Source organism: Cytophagales bacterium, assembly GCA_019456305.1.
Classification (GTDB): Bacteria; Bacteroidota; Bacteroidia; order Cytophagales; family VRUD01; genus VRUD01.
This window is the reverse complement of the sequence record VRUD01000037.1, coordinates 1-20,152: the sequence shown is the minus strand read 5'-3', so window position 1 is coordinate 20,152 and position 20,152 is coordinate 1. Positions and strand designations below refer to the sequence as shown.

Below are 20,152 nucleotides of genomic sequence, written 5' to 3'. Positions count from 1 at the left end.
GCCATGAGCGAGGAGATACTTCGTGCTTTAATGCAACTATTTGCCATCATTACAAAACAAGATGGCGGTGTTACCCAAAAAGAAAGGAGCTACGTTGAAGATTTCCTCAAACAGTTAGTAGACCGGACCTCTGTATTAGAATATCTGATACTATATGACGAATTTTCTGAGTATGACAAAACCAGTCCCGGGCGTAGTGAAGGAATACCCGAAAAGAACCGGGCAACTACTCCGGAACTGCATATAGTCCCTTCTTCTAGTAAAGGGCCTACCATTTCAAAAGGAGACTCCTCCCCGCCTATGGCGGGGCTCGGAATAAAGCTTACCACTGTAAAAGACTCGCTTAAAACCCTCTCTATCTGTAAAAAAATCAACAAAACTTTAGACCAGAAACAAAAGGTAGTTGTATTAGTCAGACTTTTTGAACTTGTTAAGTCAGACGCAAATATTACTACCCAAAGAATGCAGATCATTGATACGGTCTCTTCTGTATTTAATATACCCAAAGAAGAATACAAAGCAATAGAAATCTTTATTTTAAATGATGATATTAGCGACATTTCTAACCAAAACATCCTTATTTTAGATGGCCTGCCTGCCAACCCTAACAGCCCCCCTGCCTCCCGCAATGCTGGCCCGATGTCCACTGGACATCGTCCTCCCCAAAGGGGGGACTTTCCCACCACGCTTCCCAAAGGGAAAGGGGTTGGCAAAGTCTCCCCCCTTTGGGGGGACGGAAGGGGGGCTGTTAGGGGGGCTACAAAACATATCTTTTTAGAATATCTGGATGGTACAATATCATTTTTAAAGGTTGAAAGTGTAGATCTGTACTTTGTGAAGTATTTGGGCAAAGATGATATTCTTTTGAACGGCCTGGTTATAGGCGCCGGCCGGATATATTTATTTGCCAATGGAAGTACGATTAAGCTGCCCAAAGCAGGTCCTGTTTTTTACAGTGATATTGTTAGCCACTATCTAAAAGATGAAAAATCAGCGAACATATCGTTTAGTGCTAAAAAGATTCATTATAATTTTCCAAATGGTAATATCGGAATACGCAATGTAAATTTATCGGAAGGGGCAGGGAAACTCATTGGCATTATGGGAGCCAGTGGGGCAGGCAAAACAACACTGTTTAATATATTAACCGGAATAGAAAAGCCATCAAATGGTGAAATTTCTATAAATAGCGTTAACATTCATACTGAAAAAGATAAAATAGAAGGTGTAATAGGTTATATTTCACAAGACGATATCCTGTTTGAAGAACTCACTGTATTTCAAAACCTCTATTACAATGCAAAGCTTTGTTTTGATAATTTACCCACCAAACAAATTAAAGATTTAGTCTTAAATACACTGAAGAGCCTGGGATTATCAGAGATCAAAGATATTAAAGTTGGCAATGTGCTAAATAAATTGATCAGTGGCGGACAAAGGAAACGACTAAACATTGCCCTGGAACTGATCAGGGAGCCGTCACTGATGTTTGTTGATGAACCTACCACTGGATTATCTTCGCGTGATGCTGAGAATATAATGGATCTGCTTAAAGAATTAACATTAAAAAACAAGCTTATTTTTGTAGTGATCCACCAACCTTCCTCTGATATATACAAGATGTTTGATAAAATGCTGATCATGGATATTGGCGGTTATCCTATCTATTATGGCAACCCGGTAGAAGCTATCATATACTTCAAAAAAATAACCAATCAAATTAATAGTGAAAAGGACCAATGTACTGAATGCGGCAACGTTAATCCCGAACAACTCTTTAATATCATAGAAGCGAAGGTAGTAGATGAATATGGTAATTTTACAGAAGTAAGGAAGATTGATCCGCTCCAGTGGAATGACTATTACAGGGGAAATATTAAGCCTCAGCAAGTAAAACCAGTTAAGGAGGCTCTGCCCAGTTCCCTGAATTTACCATCCAGGATCAAACAAACGTTCATTTTTACGATCAGGGATTTTCTTACAAAAGTAAGCAACATACAGTATTTGTTAATAAATTTCCTGGAGGCGCCTGTCTTAGCATTATTACTGGCTGGAATTATATGGTATATAGAAGATCCTAAATCTGGAATATATTATTTCGGGCAAAATGAAAATCTCCCTGCCTACCTTTTTATGAGCATAATCGTTGCACTTTTTATGGGGCTTACAGTGAGCGCTGAAGAAATTATCAGAGACAGAAAGATATTAAAACGAGAAGCCTTTCTAAATTTAAGCAAAACAAGCTATCTGTTTTCAAAGATTACTATTCTGTTTTTTCTTTCTGCAATCCAAACATTAAGTTATGTTGTTGTCGGAAATTTAATACTTAATATACAAGGTATGACGATAGCCTATTGGGCTGTACTTTTTTCATGCTCTTGTTTTGCCAATGTGCTTGGTTTGAATATTTCAGCGTCTTTTAATTCGGCAGTAACCATATACATATTAATACCAATCCTGCTGATACCACAAATGATATTAAGCGGTGCTATTTTTAATTTTGATAAATTAAACCACTATATTGGCAGCAAAGCTCACGTACCCATAATAGCTGACATAATGACTTCCAGATGGGCATTTGAAGCGCTTGCTGTGCATCAGTTTAAGAATAACAGATACGAAAATCAGAGATTAGGTAAGGCAAGATTATATGATGTTGAGAAAAAAGTAAGTGCTGCGGATTTTAAACAAGGGTGGTATGTTCCTGAATTGAAAAAAAGAGCAACTGAATGTATCAATTTAATGAAAGCCCCCCTAAATCCCTCCCGAGTACCCGGGAGGACTTTGCCATCCCCTTTCCCTTCATCTAAAGAGATTATAACCAAAAATCTTCAATTATTAAAAAGGGAACTGTCAAAAATAAATTTAAAATCCCGTACAATTCAATTTAAATACCTTGACAAACTTGATATTAATAATTTTAACCTGCAAATTGCAGACAGCTTATCAAACTATCTTGTCAGGCTCAAAGCATATTATATTGGTGAATTCAGCAGGGCTGATTTCCGGGAAGATATTTTTTTAAATAAACTTCAGGATACACCTGAAAAAGAACAACGATTCAGGCAATTAAAGCTGTCTTATTTTAATGAAGAGCTCGAAGAAATGGTTAAAAACCGCAGGACAAAACACAGGATAATAGAATATGATGGCGAGCTATTGCAAAAGTTTGAGCCAATATATTTAGAACCTGATATAAATCGGAGTAAATTAGACTTTCGAACCCATTTTTATGCACCAAATAAACGATTTTTAGGCACACTCTTTGATACGCTGTATTTTAATATCACTATTATCTGGATAATGTCAATTATATTGTACATTACCCTATATTTTGACGCCTTAAAATGGGTATTGGACTTTTTGGAGAAATTCAAGCCAGGCAGGCTGAAAACATAGCAATAAGGGCATCTCTAAAAACTACATGTATGGTGTAGTTTTTAGAGATGCCCATAAATTATTTATATATGAAAAATATTACTGTATCCTTCGTACTTTTATTTTTGATTGGTTGTAACGCTGATACAACAAATAATCAACACGATTTTGACCAAGACTCTTCGCTGATCTTCCGACAAGTCATTGAAATATTACCTGATCAGGTAGAAATGGTGATTGAATCGATACCGCCTCCTTTAGAAATGACCTCCCTTATTCAGGGTCTTGGCGCCAACTATTCTAAAAATATATTGAACCCAACAGAAAATATTAAAAATTATAATACGAATTTTAAAAAAGCTATCAACCTGGGTATCTATGGCGCAGATTTGGGATATATTAATCTATATGAACAAAACCAGGATGCACTGCTGTATTTGAATTGTGTTAAAGAGCTTGCCGATGATCTGAGAGTTGGTCATTATCTTGATTTTAAGACCTTAAAACAACTCACAACTATGGGTGGGAATCTGGATTCATTATTATATATTACCACCTCTAATTTTGAAGATATGTATCATTCTTTGCGTGAACAAAATCGCAGCAGTATCACTATTTCAATACTTACAGGCAGTTGGCTGGAAGCATTGCATATAGCAGCGCAAATTGATAAACTCAATATAGATGAGCAAGGGCATAAGCAGCTATCAGAAAGAATAGGTGAGCAAAAAGTAACGCTTGCCCAGATCATGATTGTGTTGGGTGTTTATAAAAATGATCATAATATTCAAAAATTGAGGAACAATCTTGAAAATCTTAAAAAACTTTACAAACAGGTAGAGATAGAATATACTTATGAAGCGCCAACTTTTAAAGAGATTGATGGTATGTTAATTGTAGAGGATCATAGCTCAAGTACAATAATTATTACTCAGGAATTACTTTCTGAAATTGCAGTTGAAGTTGAATCTATTCGTAGAAATTTGACAAACTAAATCAGGAAATTGGTCAATAAACTTTTTTTTTAAAAAAAAGTTTATAAAAAAATTGTTTTTTAATTCTTAATAAAATATATTTGCCCCGTAATTAATATTAGCCGTATAAAAATATTTAGAAATGAAAAATTTTATTATAACTATGCTGGTATTGTTTCTGATTGGTTGTACTTCAGAAACAAACAATGAAAATGATCTGCTTGAAGATGATTCGCTCAGCTTTGAAAAGGTTCCTGATATCTCACCGGATCTTGTAGAGGAGGTGATACAATCAATACCCTCGCCATTAGAAATGACCTCCCTTATTCAGGGTATTGGCGCCAATTATTCTAAAAATATATTGAACCCAACAGAAAACATTAAAAATTACAATACAAACTTCAAAAAAGCCATTAACCTGGGTATATATGGTGCAGATCTGGGATATATTAATTTATATGAACAAAATCAGGATGCACTGCTGTATTTGAATTCTGTTAAAGAGCTTGCCGATGATATAAGAGTTGGTCATTATTTTAATTTTGAAACCTTACAACGACTCACTAATTTGGGGGGTAACCTGGATTCATTATTATATATTACCACCTCCAATTTTGAGGACATGTATCGTTATCTGCGCGAACAAAATCGCAGCAGCCTTACTATTTTGATGCTTACAGGTGGTTGGTTGGAAGCATTGCATATAGCAGCACAAATTGATAAATTAAATACAGAGGAGGGATGGCACAAGGAACTATCAGAAAGAATAGGAGAGCAAAAAGTTACTCTTGATCAGATCATGATACTATTGAGTGTTTATCAAAATGATCATAATATTCAAAAATTAAGGAGCGATTTGGACAACCTCAAAAGACTTTTTGAACAAGTAGAGGTAAAATATACTTATGAGCCGCCTACTTTTAAAGAGATTGATAATATGCTCATTGTAGAGGATCACAGCACAAGTACAATAATTATTACTGAGGAATTAATTGCTGAAATTGCGTCTGAAACTGAATCTATACGAAAAACTTTAACAAACTAATAATATGTGTTCAGGTATTCTCGTGTATTAACGTGAACATATATAAAACCATTTATACATATGAAAAAGATACTGATTTACTGTAATTTTGCTATAATAATGGTATTAATGCCTCAATGGTGTTTTTCTCAATGCCATTCAAAAGCTAAGGTTGAAACATGCGCAAGCAAACTCGGTGATTTTAAATTCTTAAAAGCTTATGAGATTGATGCTGATAAATTCAAAAGTGGGGATAAAAGTGTTAAAAAGGAATTTTCGTATGTTTTCAGCAAAAACACAATGTATAAACTGGTTTTATGCGATGGCAGTGGTGAGGGTAATATCAGCCTGATTGCCACTATTTTCGATACCAATCGTAAGTTAAAAGCTAATAGTTACGATAAAAAGAAAAAGAAGAAATATTCACAAATCGGATATCAATGTACTGCAACCGGTATCTATTATATTTCATTCTCATATGACGGCATTCAACCCCCATCTGACTGTTCATTGTGTATTTTAGGATTCAAGAAATAAGGGTTTTAACCACAGATAACCACCGGGAAATCGGGGCAGGCACAGATTTTTTTAAAAAAAATTAATATTTTCTAATCGGTGTTTGTCTATAAAGTCGAATGTTTAATATATTATAGTAAAAACATAACTTCGTAAGTTGATTAAAAAGTCGGCAGTCCACAGTCGGCAGTCAGCAAATTTGCCGACTGCCGACTGCCGACTTAATGTTGAAACTTTGGATTTTCATTAACGAATATTTTTGACATTATAGACAAGCACTAATCAGTGTTATCTGTGGTTTTTTTATTTTCCTCTCCTTCTACCATTTCTAATAAACAATAATACTGCTGTTAATATTAAGCTGGAAAATACAATCCAGATAAGCTTATCGGTTAATTTTGATATAAAATTATTTTCTTTAAGTTCGCAAATCTTATTATATTTTGGTTTTTGGTCCTGCACCAGGTCCGGGAATTTTCTCATAATGCCGGTTTTTATTTTGTTATTTATTTTGTGCATCCATGATCTTTGTTTTTTATCACCATAGGTATATCTTATTTCGTTAAGCTCGATCTCAATCTCTGTGAATGATAGCTTTGGCCAAACTTTTTTTGATACGATATCAAGCGTAATAGTAACTAATGCTTGCCCTTTTTCTGAAATATAAACCCTTCTTCGGTTTTGCTGAATAGAAACAGAAGGTGCAAGGGATTGTGAATTGGTACCCAGGCTAACCAGGTATCTCTGAATAGCGTCTCTATCTGTGCGGTGTATATATTTCAAAAATGGATGCTCTGAAAATTTGTCTTTCTTACTTTTTCTGCTGTTATATCTGAATTTTAATTCTTTTCTGATTGTGCTGTTACTTTTATCTGTTGAAATCTTGAGTTGTATCAATTGACTTCCTAACATTCCATTCATGAACCTTTGTCTGTAACGGATACCACACCACTGATTTAAAAGCGTTTTGTTTTCATCGTCAAAATAAGTATCTATAAAATGTTCTTCGGAAAAAGATGTACTGAATGTCAGGCCCAAAAACTTTTTAATAGAATCGTTACAATAATTAGCTTGTAAATAAATCCATATTTTTTCAGCAAGATCGTTGGGCACACTTAATTTGAATTCGTTTTCCAGCCGTATCTTATTATAGCCGCCTTGATCCTCATCAGCAGTACAAGTATTAATTACTAAAATGGTTAACGTGAAAATTTTGTAAAACTTTTTCATAATTAACTCCTGCAGACAAAATTTTTATAAAATTAAGCGTAAAGATATAATTTATTGTCTAAAATTATATAATTTTGCCACTATGTTTAGATTTGAAGACTTTGTAAATGAATTTTCTGCTGATGCCATTAATCACGAGCAGTTCTTATTCAATTTGTTCATTACAGCCTTATTGACCTACATTTTATCTCTTTTTTACACAAGGTATGGCAACACAATCTCCAATCGTAAACAGTTTGCAAATAACTTCATGCTGCTTGCATTAACGACAATGCTTATCATCTATATCGTTAAATCCTCCATTGCTTTGTCGCTTGGTTTAGTAGGTGCATTATCAATCGTGAGGTTTCGTTCCGCTATCAAGGAACCTGAAGAGCTGGCTTTCTTATTTTTATGCATCGGGGTTGGCTTAGGGATGGGGGCAAACCAGGCTATTATCACTATTCTGGCATTTATTGTTATTCTTGCTCTTCTTTTTATCCAGGCCATGATAAAGAGAAAGAAAAGAGCTTCCACACCTGATAATATGTTTATTAATATTTCTACAAGCAAAACAGACGTAAAACCTATAACAGATATCCTTACTTCTCTATTTACCCTGGTTGAACTAAAAAGAATGGATCAAATAGACAACAGGCTTGAACTTTCCTTTATCATTGAAACAGATTCACTTGATAAGATCACCGAGGCAAAAGATAAGCTCAGAGATCTATCGTCTGATTTGAACTTTTCGTTTGTTGAGCAGAGGAATTTGGCGGTGTGATAGGCGCATAGCGTAAAGAGCATAGCCCCGCCACAGGCGGGGTTCACCTCTCTGCACTATGCTCTCATAGTATAAAGCTTGGAGTTTCGATTAATTATTAATGTGAAAATGATTAAGAGATTAAAAAGAATAATAAACAAATTAAAAAGCATTAAGCTTATTAAAACGAAAGAGCAGAAAGATAATAATGCTAAGTTTTGTTATGATATTGCTAAGATAAATTTTGCATTATTTATTATTGGACCAATAACAAAACCAGAAGAATTTAACTTTTTGATAGTTATTTGGGGTTTTGTTGTTACAATCATATTTTATATATTTGGAAATTTAATAGACAGAAAAAAGTTCGAATCATGATTTATTTGATTATTACACTTAGTATACTCACCGTCATTGGTATAGTCGGTATCATTTGGGCTTTAACAACTGATAATCTTAAGGATGTATAATTTTCTATTTCTGGTAATTTAATAGACAGAATAAAAATATAGTTATGACCACTTTTGAGATCATTCTTATTATTCTTGAAGCCCCCCTAAATCCCCCCCGAGTACTCGGGGGGACTTAGGGGGGCAGGTATTATGGGGATCATTTTAGTATTATTAACTCATGATTTTAAAGATGCCTAATTCAGTTGTAATTCGGTTGAATTACCATTGAATTACAACCGAATTACTATTGAGTTACTATTGAATTGCGCTACGAAAGAAAATATAAAATAGAAGATGCCTCGTACTTTGAGGTTTTAAACGCTATCAAACTCCACCCCGCCTCCTTTATCACTACGTATCCGGACAGGTATGTGAACAGCATATATCTTGATACGCATAACATGGATGCTTTAAGAGATAATTTGGCCGGTATTTCCCAAAGAGTTAAACACAGGATCAGGTGGTATGGTGAAGATATAAAAGTTGCTAAAAATCCACAATTAGAAAAGAAAATCAAAATAAACCAATTGGGTAAAAAAGAATATAAAAAGCTGCCGGATTTTAAGCTGTTGAATGGGAAAAGTCTTCAGGAATATGTGAAGAAAAATGTGAATACCATAATTCCATTACACCCTGTGGTACTCATACAGTATCTGCGCTCTTATTTTATTTCTATGGATAAAAAATACAGATTAACGCTGGATAGAGACCTGAAATACTATGTTATGGACAGTTATCCGGCTTTTTTGAGTAATCCTGCTAAAGAAAATACAACTATTGTTGAGATAAAATATGACGCTCAATTTGATAAGGATTGGGATTATGTATCGCAGAATATGGCGTTTAGGATGGGGAAGAGTTCGAAGTATGTGGGGGGGGGGATGAGGTATTATTAAATTTTTAAAAGGTATCCATAGTTTAACAACCATGAAAGTTTATTCCAATCAACGGCTTGCAATTTTATTAATAATAATTATTCAATCCTGCCTACTTCTATTTGCCTTTAAAAATATATTATTCAAAGATTTATTGTTTGTAAACTATTACGATGGTATAAAAAATTATTTCACCTTTATTTCTTATTTAAAACAAAACTTTAATGAAGGTATATTTATTTTTAAAAATATGAATTATCCTTATGGGGATTATTTATTTTACGCAGGCAACAATCCTATCTTAGCAATCTTTGTTAAACTGTTTTCAAACTATATATTTGATGTTACTTCCTATAGTTTTGAAATTTACAATTTTTTTTGTATTATAAACATATTAATTAGTACGTTTTTTGTTTATAAAATTCTTTCATACATTTTAAATTCGAAAATTTTAATTTATCCGCTTAGTTTAATTTTACCTTGGTTATGTCCACAAATTATACGATTGAATGTTGGACATTTTAACTTATCATTTTCTTTTACTTTTTTACTAATAACCTACTTATTGTTAAGATTTTACAATAGCTATAATGAAAATAATATTAAAAGTTGTATCATAAATTCTATATTAATAATTTTCTCAGTAATAATATTCACTTTCATTCATCTTTATTATATCGGACTATTATTGATACTAATTTTTAGTTTTTTCTTTTTCTGGACAATTTATGAATTCATTAAAACCAAAAGATATCCTAAATTATTAAATTATTTCTCTTTTATAATCATATTTTCTCTTATTCCTGTTTTCATTATTAAACTAATCGACAAATTTTATGATTTCAGGAGAACAATTGTTGGAGGATATGATTGGGATACGTGGTCATTAACTTTTCCTGCACTATTTACTTCTTATGACCATAATGTGATAAAATTTCCAATCGAATATGTAAATGGTATCCCTTACGAATCCCATGCATTTTTAGGTAATTTTGCCTTAATAGCAACCTTGATTCTTATTATTACTTATATATTTAAAAGAAAATGGTTCCTTTCTTTTAAGAAAATTTTCGATTCAGATAAAGGATTCTTTATCCTCTTATTATTAGCATCAGCACTGGTTTCTCTTTTAATTGCTTTTGGAGAAAAAATCTATATATTTAACAACTCTTACAGAATAACTAATTATTTAACACCGTTTTATTATTTACATAAAATAACAGATTCAGTTACACAGTTTCGATGTTTAGGTAGATTTAACTGGTTTTTTTTCTGGGGGTTTAATTTCTGTGTTGCTTTTATCATAGATTACTATTTAAGACATAATAAATCGATGTGGTTAAAAACTATAGTTTTTGGACTGATAATTTGTTCTATTATAGATACATATGATATGATTACTGTTTTTAAAAAGAAAAAGTATGAAAATTATTTAACAAATGAATCATATATAGAAGAAATGAAGTCATTGACAAATAAGGTTGATTTTTCAAAATATCAGGCAATTTTACCCATTCCTTATTATCATGTTGGTTCAGAAAATTATGACTATACAATAGATCCGATTGAATCGTTCTGTACACAAACCATGCAATTAAGCCTGATGAGTAATTTACCATTAATGTCAAGCAAGATGTCCCGAACTGCTGAATATCAAGTAAAGGAATTTTTTGAACTCTTTATAGAAGAGGATTTTCCTAAGGATCTTTCGAAGCTCTTATCCGATAAACCAATTTTAGTGTTATACGATAAGAAAATACACAATGAAATTATAGAGAAATTTAAAAAAAGCCAATATCCGCATAGTAAAGAACTGGTTTATAAAACTGCTGACATCATTGAAAAATACAATATGGAGTTATTATCTGAATACAAAGATGTATTATATTTATATCATTTTGATGTATCAAAATGGAAGAAACATTGAATCCCTTATTAAAATATTTTATTTAACTAATGGGTAAAATTATATTTTAACACATCATTATATCTGGCAGTAAATTCTTGTAAATAAATATTTGCAATGGAAGGATCATGAATAATAAGGGTGTTATCATCAATTTTTATATTATTCAAATGCCAATTATATGATCCTGTTATTACAATTGGGTCTGAATCAGGAGCATTTGCATCAATAATTGCATATTTGTGATGCATAACTGCAGGCAAAGTGTGGCTTAAAATATTAATTCCAAGATTACGTAGATAATGATCTTCGCTGGTAGAATATTTTACTACATCCACTATTCCTTTAACATTCACATCGTTATTATGCACATTCTTGATAGCTGTACCAAGATCATGCCCCCAAAACTGTGCCATAGCAAATTCAAGATCTTGATTTGCTGTGTATATTGTCTTAATAATTGCTCTATTTGTTCTATCTGAAGGATTAAAATATAGCTCTACCAGTTTATTATTAACAATAAATTTATGAGGCGTATTATCTGTTTTTTGAGCTCCGAACTTTGCATTTGAACTATCTGGTATAGTTCCTGATCCACCCCACATTTCTTCAAATTCCCAAGTATAGGCTTTTGCCAGAGCCTTATCCTGAATTAATACCATATTATTTGGCCAGTCATTTAAGCCACGATCAGTGTTATTTGCTGAACTGGTTATTACCCAGGCATTATTTGTAGATTTAGCATCAATGATAAAAAATTTATTATGCATTGACTGCTTAGGACTACCCTTCAGAAGTGGTATTTTGTCATTAAGATGCTTTAATGCAGTATTTGTTTGACCATCACCACTCGTAATAAATCTTACCGTAACTCCACGAACATATGCTCTATTGATAGACTGTACAATTGATTCAACTTCACTGACAAACATACAAACGTCCAGCGTAGATTTTGCTTTATCTATGTACGCCATTATTGTATCGGCAAAGGTATGATCTAGATAAACGGCATCTACTCCTGTAGAAATAGAATTATCTACTGGTTTATTGAAATAGATTCGAATTTTACCAGTGGAATTTGAAGCTGTACTATACAAACCTACTTTTGAAAAAATGGTATCATCTCCATACACTGAATAGACTTGAATATAATAAAATTCTGCAGACGCTAAACTATTAAGTGAGACAGTGTGTGATGTGGTTTGCTCTATGGATTTGATCTCACCAAGTTCTAATGATCTTGTTAAACCATATTTTATATTGGACGTGCTATTGAAATTAGTTGTCCATTTAATATCAAATCCCGTAGTTTTAATTTTAGTTTGTTCAATATCTCTGATTTTAAAGTATTCAGGGAGCTCTTTAAATCGGGCTGAGAATTCTTGTAAATAGATATTGGCTATAAACGCATCATGAATAATCAGTGTGTTATCATCAATATTTGCTGTATTGACTGGATACCAATTGTAAGAGCCAGTAATTACCATTGGATCAGAATCAGGCAGCGTTGCATCTATTATAACATATTTTTGATGCATGGTTTCTGGTAAAGTGTGTTCTAAGACATTAGCCCCATTATTGCGTAGATAATGATATTCACTGCTGGTAGATTTTATTAATTCGATTATTCCTCTAACATTTACACCTCTTTTATGTGCATTCTTTACTTCAACAGCTATTTTATGTACCTGGAAAATAGCTAACGCAAATTCCAGGTCACAATCAGAAGTTTTTATTGCATTCACTATTGCCGAATTTGTAAAATCAGAGGGAGAAAAGTAGAGCTCAATTAATTTACCATCTATAATAAATCTATGAGGTGTATTATCTGTTTTTTGAGCTCCAAATTTTGCATTTGAACTATCTGGCATAGTTCCTGATCCACCCCACATTTCTTCAAATTCCCAAGTATAGGCTTTTGCCAAGGCCTCATCCTGAATTAATACCATATTATTTGGCCAGTCATTTAAGCCACGCTCAGTGTTATTTGCTGAACTGGTTATTACCCAGGCATGACTTGTAGATTTAGCATCAATGATAAAAAATTTATTATGCATTGACTGCTTAGGACTACCCTTCAGAAGTGGTATTTTGTCATTAAGATGCTTTAATGCAGTATTTGTTTGACCATCACCACTCGTAATAAATCTTACCGTAACTCCACGAACATATGCTCTATTGATAGACTGTACAATTGATTCAACTTCACTGACAAACATACAAACGTCCAGCGTAGATTTTGCTTTATCTATGTACGCCATTATTGTATCGGCAAAGGTATGATCTAGATAAACGGCATCTACTCCTGTAGAAATAGAATTATCTACTGGTTTATTGAAATAGATTCGAATTTTACCAGTGGAATTTGAAGCTGTACTATACAAACCTATATTTGAAAAAGCAGTGTCATATCCATATACTGAATAGGCCTGGACGTAATAAAATTCTGCTTGTTTCAAACCACTGAGAGATATTGAATGTAATTTTGTTTTTCTTTCCTGGTTAATTTCACCAAGTTCTAATGATCTTGTTATCCCGTATTTTAAATTGGAAGTGCCTTTGAACGCAGTCTTCCATTTAATATCAAATCCGCTGGTTATAATATTGGTTTGTTCGATACTATAAATTATTTGAATTTCCTTATTTTCATCTGAACAAGCCATAAATACAATTAATATAAAAATTATACAACCCATTCGGGCTTTGTGGGATTTATTTTTTCGCATTTCTAATATTCTTTAAAATTGGTTAAAAAACACTAAATTGCATCCAAATCCAAAAATTATGATCATTTCCAAAAGAAAACCCAAATCAAAACACAAATATAAAAAAATAGGGTTAATAACAGCAGGTCTGATTTTGGGCGTAACAGCCGCATCCTATAGTTTGATGATTTTATTTAATAAAATTAGAGCGAGCACTGATTTTACCGAAGTATTATGCGATGCAGAAAATATTATTGTTAAAAAAAATAAAAAATTTTTCAAAAATAAAAATAATATTTTTTATAATGGACAAACTCAATCAGATGAAAAAGCATTATCAGGAAAATATTCAGCTAAAGTTTATAAAGAAGACCAATTTGCATTAGGTTATTTAATATCAAATGTAAATGAAGGTGAGATTTATGAAGCAAGCGTGTGGAAATATAGTGAGTATCATGTTGGCACAATTGTAGCACAAGGTAATTGGAATCTCTGGCATCAGGATAAAACAGCTATTAAGAAGAACTTTGAAGGATGGGAACTGCTAAAAATCAAAGTAATAATCCCCAGAAACATACATAATAAAGAATTAAAATTTTATGTATGGAATCCTGATAATAGGCCGGCATATTTTGATGATTTAAAAATAATTAAATTATCAAAAATGGCTGAATTTTCAAATAATCTATCAGGCTTTGGGGAAATTAAAATTTTGACCCTTAAAATAGATGACAAAGGATTAAATAAATTAAAAGCAAAACGGCATGAGGCATTTAAGAAGGGAATTCTTGTAACAAACAATGATGATTTTGTTAAAGTAAAATTAATAGATAATAATGATAATGAAATACTTGCTTTTGCCCGATTAAAAGGAGATTGGCTTGATCATTTAAAAGAAAATAAATGGTCATTCAGGATCAAAACAAAAAAGAATTATGCATGGAACAGAATGAAGGAATTTTCTGTCCAAAATCCACTTACAAGACACTTTATTGACGAATGGGTTTTTCATAAATTATTAGAATATGAAGATATTCTAACACCTACCTACGATTTTATAGTATTACACCTTAACAATAAGGATCTAGGCATATATGCTTATGAAGAACACTTTACCAACCAGTTATTACAAAGACAACGAAGGAAAGAAAGTGTAATTATTAAATTTGATGAAGGTGGATTGTGGGATACCCGGGTAAGAGATTATAGGAACAATTCCGGTATTGCCTCTTTTGAAGGTTCAGAAATTAAACCATTTTCAATAAAAAATGTTATAAAATCTGAAAAATTATTAAATGAATTTAAGAAGGCTCAGAACCTCATGTTTCAGTATAAATATGGAATAAAAACAACTTCAGAAATATTTGATATTGACAAATTAGCAAGATATTATGCTATTTTAGATATAACAAAAGCTTTTCATGCAATAATATGGCATAATCAACGAATGTATTTTAATCCGGTGACAGAAAAATTAGAACCAATAGGATTCGATGGTTATTCGGCAGAGGGTGTTTTTGACTGGATTCACAGACCTTTTATAGGTTATGCGATCAACAAATTTGGAGATTGGAAGGCTGGCAATATATTAATAAATATATTCCATGATTATCTGTTTGTTGAAAAATATATATCTTATCTTGAAAAATATTCTAACGAAGAGTATCTGCATGACTTTTTTTCTAACATTGAAATGGATCTAATAAAACGGGAACTTTTGCTACAAACCGAATTTATAGATTACAAGTATGATAAAAATTTTCTTTATAATAATGCCGCAAATATCAGAAATCATTTGATCCCATATGAAAAACTAGCTTTGAAAGTATATTTGCAAAATTCTAATAAGTATAAATTGATATTATGTATTGGAAGTACGCACGCTTTGCCAATCGAATTAATGGGGATTGGCGGTAATAATATGATTACCAGCTATTTTAGTAAAAAAATAATCTTACCTGCATATAACAGGAACAATCCTATTGAATTCTATGATCAGCACATCAATGGAAGTGGAAATACGATATTTTATAAAGTTTTAGGATTAGATTCTATCTATACAGTAAATATCAATCCATGGCCGGCACCTATTCCTTCAACATCTGCCCAGGAATTATTACATTCTATTAAAACAATGAGTTTAAAAAGCAATAAAATTTATCGGGTTAAAGACTCTACGGTTATTTTTTATCCTGGTAATTATAAAGTTGAAAAAAACGTAATCATTCCTGAACATTATTCTGTCAAGTTTTTAGCAGGATGTAATTTGGATTTTATAAATTATTCTAAGTTTATATCAAAATCTCCTGTTTATATGTATGGAAATGAAGAAGAGCCTATTGTAATTGGTTCAAGTGATGGTACATACGGAGGGTTTACTGTTTTACAGGCTGATAAAAAATCTTTTGTAAAACATGTAATTTTTAACAATATCAATGCCTTAAATTACAGAGGCTGGAAACTTGACGGCGCTGTTACTTTTTATGAATCTGATGTTGAAATAACTGATTGCAAAATCAGTGATATTCATGCTGAAGATGCCCTGAATATCATTCGTTCAAATTTCACTATTTCAAATACAGTTTTCACAAATTGTACCGGTGATGCATTTGATGCAGATTTTTGCAAAGGAAAAATTACAAATGTTTTTTTTCAGGTTATTGGTAAAGATGCTTTTGAATTTTCAGGTTCTGTAGTTCAGGTCAAAAACTGTCACATAACAAAAACAAAAGGAAATGCTGTTAACGCAGTTATGGAGGCTAAAGTTGCAATGATTGATATAACAATCAAAAATTCTAAAATCGCAATTTCTTCCAGAGATCTATCAGAAGTTGATATTAATTATATTGAATTAACAGACTGTGAACAGGGTTTAGTAGCTTATCAGCAAAACCCTGAATATGGTGGTGCCAGGATTATTGTTAATAATTTTAAGTATAGGGGGATAAAACGTTTATATTCGATAGAGCAAGGTTCCGTATTAAAAATTGATGATAGAGTAATTACCGGGAATAAATAGCCTGACTCGATTAATAAATTAAATTTCCATGAATGTATCAGATAAAAAACCTCTTATACTTTTAACAGTAATAACCCTGTTTCTTATCCTGATTTTATTTAAAGACATTGTTATACACCCCAATTCATATCTATTTGACGTGGGTGGAGATGGAATTAAGAATTATTACACTGCTGCTTATTATATTAAATATGATAGCGGCACTCATTTTACCGGGATGAATTACCCTTACGGTGAGAATGTGGTTTTTGCCGCTACACAGCCTATTCTGTCTTTTATACTTAATTGGATAGAAAAAAATGTTTTCAATATTTCTGACTATACTATAGGCATATTCAATTCTTTCATTATTTTTTCTATTCTTCCCTGTATATTATTATTATTTAAAATATTAAAATACCATTTTTTACCTACGTGGTATGCTTTTATCGTCTCTATCATCATTGGATTTTTATCCCCCCAGTTTAGCAGATTTTCCGGTCATTATGGGTTATCATATATGTTGTATGTACCTTTGATCTGGTATCTGTTAATCAAATTTTTTCACTCAAAAAAACCAATATTATGGGGAATGTCGTTATCACTTACTATCACATTGTTCAGTTTTATTACCATGTATTATGCACTGATTGGTGGTATTTTTATAATCATCTATCTACTTGTTTATTTCCTGCAAAATTATAAAACAGATAAACTTAGCTATAAGTATATTATTTTAGGGATTATTTCTGCTGCTATTCCTTTTATAATAATAAGAATTTATTTCTTTTTAACAGATCCCGTCAATGATAGAATTGTTGTTCCTTATGGCTTTTTTCATTATATAGCCTCTTTTGAAAGTGTATTTTTACCTGTATATAGTCCTTTTCTAGATGTTTGGAATACTTTTATAAAAGTTAGTAAAGCACAGTGGGAAGGATATGCCTATGTGGGTTTTGCAGGCTTGTTAGCACTTATTTTTTCAATTGTAAAGATCATAAAATATATAAGAACGAAAAAGTATTATAAAATATTTAAGCCAGTACTGCCAGCTACCTTGTCAACTACCTTATGGGCATCAGTCTTAATATTACTCATTTCAATGGCATATCCTTTTAAACTTGGTTTACAAGAATTCTATTACTCCATTCCTGTTATAAAACAATTTAGGGGTATAGGGCGACTCTCCTGGATATTTTATTATGTTTTTACTGTTTATAGCGCTTTTTATTTTTATTTGATTTTTAGATTTTTGGTCATAAAACGTTTAAAAGGTCTTGCCATCACTATTATTTCGTTGTTGTTAATCATATGGTCGATGGAAGCATATATCAACGTAAAGGTTAAACGAGACTTTATTATTCAATATAAAACTGCCGGTGGCTTTATAACTAAGCATGATAATTATACATCATGGTTAAAAGAAACAGGATATTTTCCTGATGATTTTCAGGCAATACTGGCGCTGCCATACTTTCAAATGGGCTCGGAAAAGTTGTATATTGAAAGAGGCGGGGGTTCTTTGTTTGAGGCATGTAAAGCGTCTTATAATACAGGTTTGCCCATGGTAAGTGGATTTATGTCCAGAACATCGATCTCTCAAAGCTTAAAGCAAGCTCAACTGATTAGCAGTGATCTAATTAAAAAAGACATCTTAAAAGATTATAAAAGTGATAAACCCCTGTTACTCATCACCACAAATGAAACGTTAAATATAGCCGAAAATAAACTGGTTAGCAATTCCCAATTTATTTATAAAAATGATATTGTCAACATATATAAGCTACCTTTAGGCGCTTTCAAGGATAAACTTGCTGAAACCAGATTATTTTTTAAAAATTGTAAAGACTCTCTTTATAAAAGTAAAAATTATTTGAGTTTGCAGCAAACAAAGTCCATTATTATCAGAAACTATGATGATAAACAAGCTGATCATACTTTATTTGGCAGCGGAGCGCTTTATAAGGAAAATGGTGAGATAGAAATTTATAATCAGACTATCCCATTAAATAAGGAGAAGCAATTGGGTAAATTTGACCCAATGACCCTCAACGCATCTTTATGGTTTTATGCAGATAATCAATTTTCAGCATTTCCTTTATTGAAATACTTTCAATACAATCAAGATAATCAAATTATTGAACAAGTTGATATAAATCCAAAATTTTCCACAGAAATATATAAGAATTGGGTAAGGGTAGATCATATCTTCACTTTATATAACAAAAACAATCGAATAAAATTTTTAATAATATGGGATCATATTCTGGTTGATGAATTTTTAATAAAACCACTTGATGTGCATGTCTTCAATCACATTGATAAAAATGGGTCATTTGTGATGGATAATTATTTAATCTCCAAAAATTAATCATATAATAAACAAATAGCATTAATTACAATAGCCTTTTTTAAAATGAAAGAAAAAATAAAAAACATTTATCGCTTCTTATCTCCTAAGTTTCAGAATCTTTTTCTCGAATACAAAGTTGATTTAGTGCCTAGGTATGGTTTTGGGAAACCACCACATGATTTACTATTTAATATTGTAACCAAAAATAGAAGTCACTATTCCAATTACTTGAATCATTTTATAAAGTTTAAAGAGACGTTTATTGCAATTAAAACTTGTGATAAAGAAACAAATCAAATTAATCCATGCTGGAATAATGGTTATTTGCCTGGATTGGATATTATAAGTATTTATGGATTAATACACCTTTTTAAGCCAAAGTTATTTGTAGAAGTTGGTTCAGGAACCTCAACAAAAGTTGCTTATAAATCAATCAAAGACAATAAACTCCAAACAAGAATAATATCCGTAGACCCATTTCCAAGAAATTCAATTGATCAGTTGTGCTACAAAACCATTCGGCAACCCTTTGAACAAACTGATTTCTCATTTATTTATGAATTACAAGAAAACGATATTCTATTTATTGATAATTCACACCGGGCTTTACCAAATTCAGATGTAACGGTTTTTTTTCTGGAAGTGCTGCCAAAATTAAATAAAGGAGTAATCGTACATCTGCATGATATTTACTTGCCTTATGACTATCCTCAATTTATGGCAGATAGATTTTATTCCGAGCAATATTTACTTGCCTGCTATCTTTTGGCCAATGAAGAAAAATTTGAAATTATATTACCTAATTATTTTATCAGTCAAGACAGTAAATTAAATAAAATACTTGAACCTGTTTGGGAGCATGAAAATTTGGCTAAAGTAGAAAAGCATGGAGGATCATTTTGGTTCAAGATTAAATATAATTAATCACTGTTGTCCGATTAAATTTATAAACTAATAAAATTACTTCTAAAAATTATAAATTTACTCATCAGCATAGGA

The 20,152-nt window shown here is 31.8% G+C and carries 13 protein-coding genes; 11 read left to right on the top strand and 2 right to left on the bottom strand.

The genetic code is table 11. The features are described from left to right. The first annotated feature begins 3 nt into the window (after positions 1–3). The 4 genes from FVQ77_09450 to FVQ77_09435 all read left to right on the top strand — a co-directional run bounded on the left by FVQ77_09450 (position 4) and on the right by FVQ77_09435 (position 5,913). The gene (locus tag FVQ77_09450; GenBank protein ID MBW8050547.1) at positions 4–3,399 is read left to right on the top strand and encodes an ATP-binding cassette domain-containing protein; all 3,396 of its coding nucleotides are present in this window, start codon (positions 4–6) and stop codon (positions 3,397–3,399) included. A gap of 68 nt (positions 3,400–3,467) precedes the next feature. Next, on the top strand, positions 3,468–4,373 hold the full coding sequence (locus tag FVQ77_09445; protein MBW8050546.1) for a hypothetical protein: 906 nt from the start codon (positions 3,468–3,470) through the stop codon (positions 4,371–4,373). 121 nt (positions 4,374–4,494) lie between these two features. Next, entirely contained in the window at positions 4,495–5,397 is a 903-nt protein-coding gene (locus FVQ77_09440) for a hypothetical protein (GenBank protein ID MBW8050545.1), read from the top strand. Positions 5,398–5,457: 60 nt separating this feature from the next. Then, positions 5,458–5,913, top strand: coding sequence for a hypothetical protein (locus FVQ77_09435; protein ID MBW8050544.1), 456 nt, complete (start codon positions 5,458–5,460; stop codon positions 5,911–5,913). A 282-nt stretch (positions 5,914–6,195) separates the two neighbouring features. On the opposite strand, the gene FVQ77_09430 is transcribed toward FVQ77_09435, so the two are convergent. Next, a complete protein-coding gene (locus FVQ77_09430; GenBank protein ID MBW8050543.1) occupies positions 6,196–7,122 on the bottom strand; it encodes a hypothetical protein in 927 nt (308 codons plus the stop codon). Between the two features lie 82 nt (positions 7,123–7,204). Between FVQ77_09430 and FVQ77_09425 the strand changes: the two genes are divergently transcribed. The 4 genes from FVQ77_09425 to FVQ77_09410 all read left to right on the top strand — a co-directional run bounded on the left by FVQ77_09425 (position 7,205) and on the right by FVQ77_09410 (position 11,118). Continuing rightward, on the top strand, positions 7,205–7,885 hold the full coding sequence (locus FVQ77_09425) for a DUF4956 domain-containing protein (protein MBW8050542.1): 681 nt from the start codon (positions 7,205–7,207) through the stop codon (positions 7,883–7,885). Positions 7,886–7,993: 108 nt separating this feature from the next. Beyond that, a complete protein-coding gene (locus FVQ77_09420) occupies positions 7,994–8,242 on the top strand; it encodes a hypothetical protein (protein MBW8050541.1) in 249 nt (82 codons plus the stop codon). A gap of 337 nt (positions 8,243–8,579) precedes the next feature. Beyond that, positions 8,580–9,212 carry a VTC domain-containing protein gene (locus FVQ77_09415; protein MBW8050540.1) on the top strand — a complete coding sequence of 211 codons (633 nt, stop codon included), beginning with the start codon at positions 8,580–8,582 and terminating at the stop codon, positions 9,210–9,212. A gap of 31 nt (positions 9,213–9,243) precedes the next feature. Then, entirely contained in the window at positions 9,244–11,118 is a 1,875-nt protein-coding gene (locus tag FVQ77_09410) for a hypothetical protein (GenBank protein ID MBW8050539.1), read from the top strand. Positions 11,119–11,144: 26 nt separating this feature from the next. On the opposite strand, the gene FVQ77_09405 is transcribed toward FVQ77_09410, so the two are convergent. After that, positions 11,145–13,823, bottom strand: a complete 2,679-nt coding sequence (locus tag FVQ77_09405) for a hypothetical protein (protein ID MBW8050538.1) — start codon at positions 13,821–13,823, stop codon at positions 11,145–11,147. A gap of 163 nt (positions 13,824–13,986) precedes the next feature. On the opposite strand from FVQ77_09405, the gene FVQ77_09400 reads away from it, so the two are divergent. The 3 genes from FVQ77_09400 to FVQ77_09390 are packed head-to-tail and all read left to right on the top strand — an operon-like array spanning position 13,987 to position 20,077. After that, positions 13,987–16,821 (top strand): hypothetical protein, encoded by a 2,835-nt coding sequence (locus FVQ77_09400; protein ID MBW8050537.1) that lies wholly within the window; start codon positions 13,987–13,989, stop codon positions 16,819–16,821. Between the two features lie 28 nt (positions 16,822–16,849). Continuing rightward, entirely contained in the window at positions 16,850–19,171 is a 2,322-nt protein-coding gene (locus FVQ77_09395) for a hypothetical protein (GenBank protein MBW8050536.1), read from the top strand. A 45-nt stretch (positions 19,172–19,216) separates the two neighbouring features. Further along, a complete protein-coding gene (locus FVQ77_09390) occupies positions 19,217–20,077 on the top strand; it encodes a class I SAM-dependent methyltransferase (protein ID MBW8050535.1) in 861 nt (286 codons plus the stop codon). Positions 20,078–20,152: the final 75 nt, after the last annotated feature.

What these genes read in the sequence shown, in the direction of transcription:
- FVQ77_09445 (MBW8050546.1), top strand. Translation starts at nt 3,468, where the DNA reads ATGAAAAATATTACTGTATCCTTCGTACTTTTATTTTTGATTGGTTGT.
- FVQ77_09405 (MBW8050538.1), bottom strand. Translation starts at nt 13,823, where the DNA reads ATGCGAAAAAATAAATCCCACAAAGCCCGAATGGGTTGTATAATTTTT.
- FVQ77_09420 (MBW8050541.1), top strand. Translation starts at nt 7,994, where the DNA reads ATGATTAAGAGATTAAAAAGAATAATAAACAAATTAAAAAGCATTAAG.
- FVQ77_09390 (MBW8050535.1), top strand. Translation starts at nt 19,217, where the DNA reads ATGAAAGAAAAAATAAAAAACATTTATCGCTTCTTATCTCCTAAGTTT.
- FVQ77_09430 (MBW8050543.1), bottom strand. Translation starts at nt 7,122, where the DNA reads ATGAAAAAGTTTTACAAAATTTTCACGTTAACCATTTTAGTAATTAAT.
- FVQ77_09395 (MBW8050536.1), top strand. Translation starts at nt 16,850, where the DNA reads ATGAATGTATCAGATAAAAAACCTCTTATACTTTTAACAGTAATAACC.
- FVQ77_09450 (MBW8050547.1), top strand. Translation starts at nt 4, where the DNA reads ATGAGCGAGGAGATACTTCGTGCTTTAATGCAACTATTTGCCATCATT.
- FVQ77_09410 (MBW8050539.1), top strand. Translation starts at nt 9,244, where the DNA reads ATGAAAGTTTATTCCAATCAACGGCTTGCAATTTTATTAATAATAATT.
- FVQ77_09440 (MBW8050545.1), top strand. Translation starts at nt 4,495, where the DNA reads ATGAAAAATTTTATTATAACTATGCTGGTATTGTTTCTGATTGGTTGT.
- FVQ77_09400 (MBW8050537.1), top strand. Translation starts at nt 13,987, where the DNA reads ATGATTTTATTTAATAAAATTAGAGCGAGCACTGATTTTACCGAAGTA.
- FVQ77_09425 (MBW8050542.1), top strand. Translation starts at nt 7,205, where the DNA reads ATGTTTAGATTTGAAGACTTTGTAAATGAATTTTCTGCTGATGCCATT.
- FVQ77_09435 (MBW8050544.1), top strand. Translation starts at nt 5,458, where the DNA reads ATGAAAAAGATACTGATTTACTGTAATTTTGCTATAATAATGGTATTA.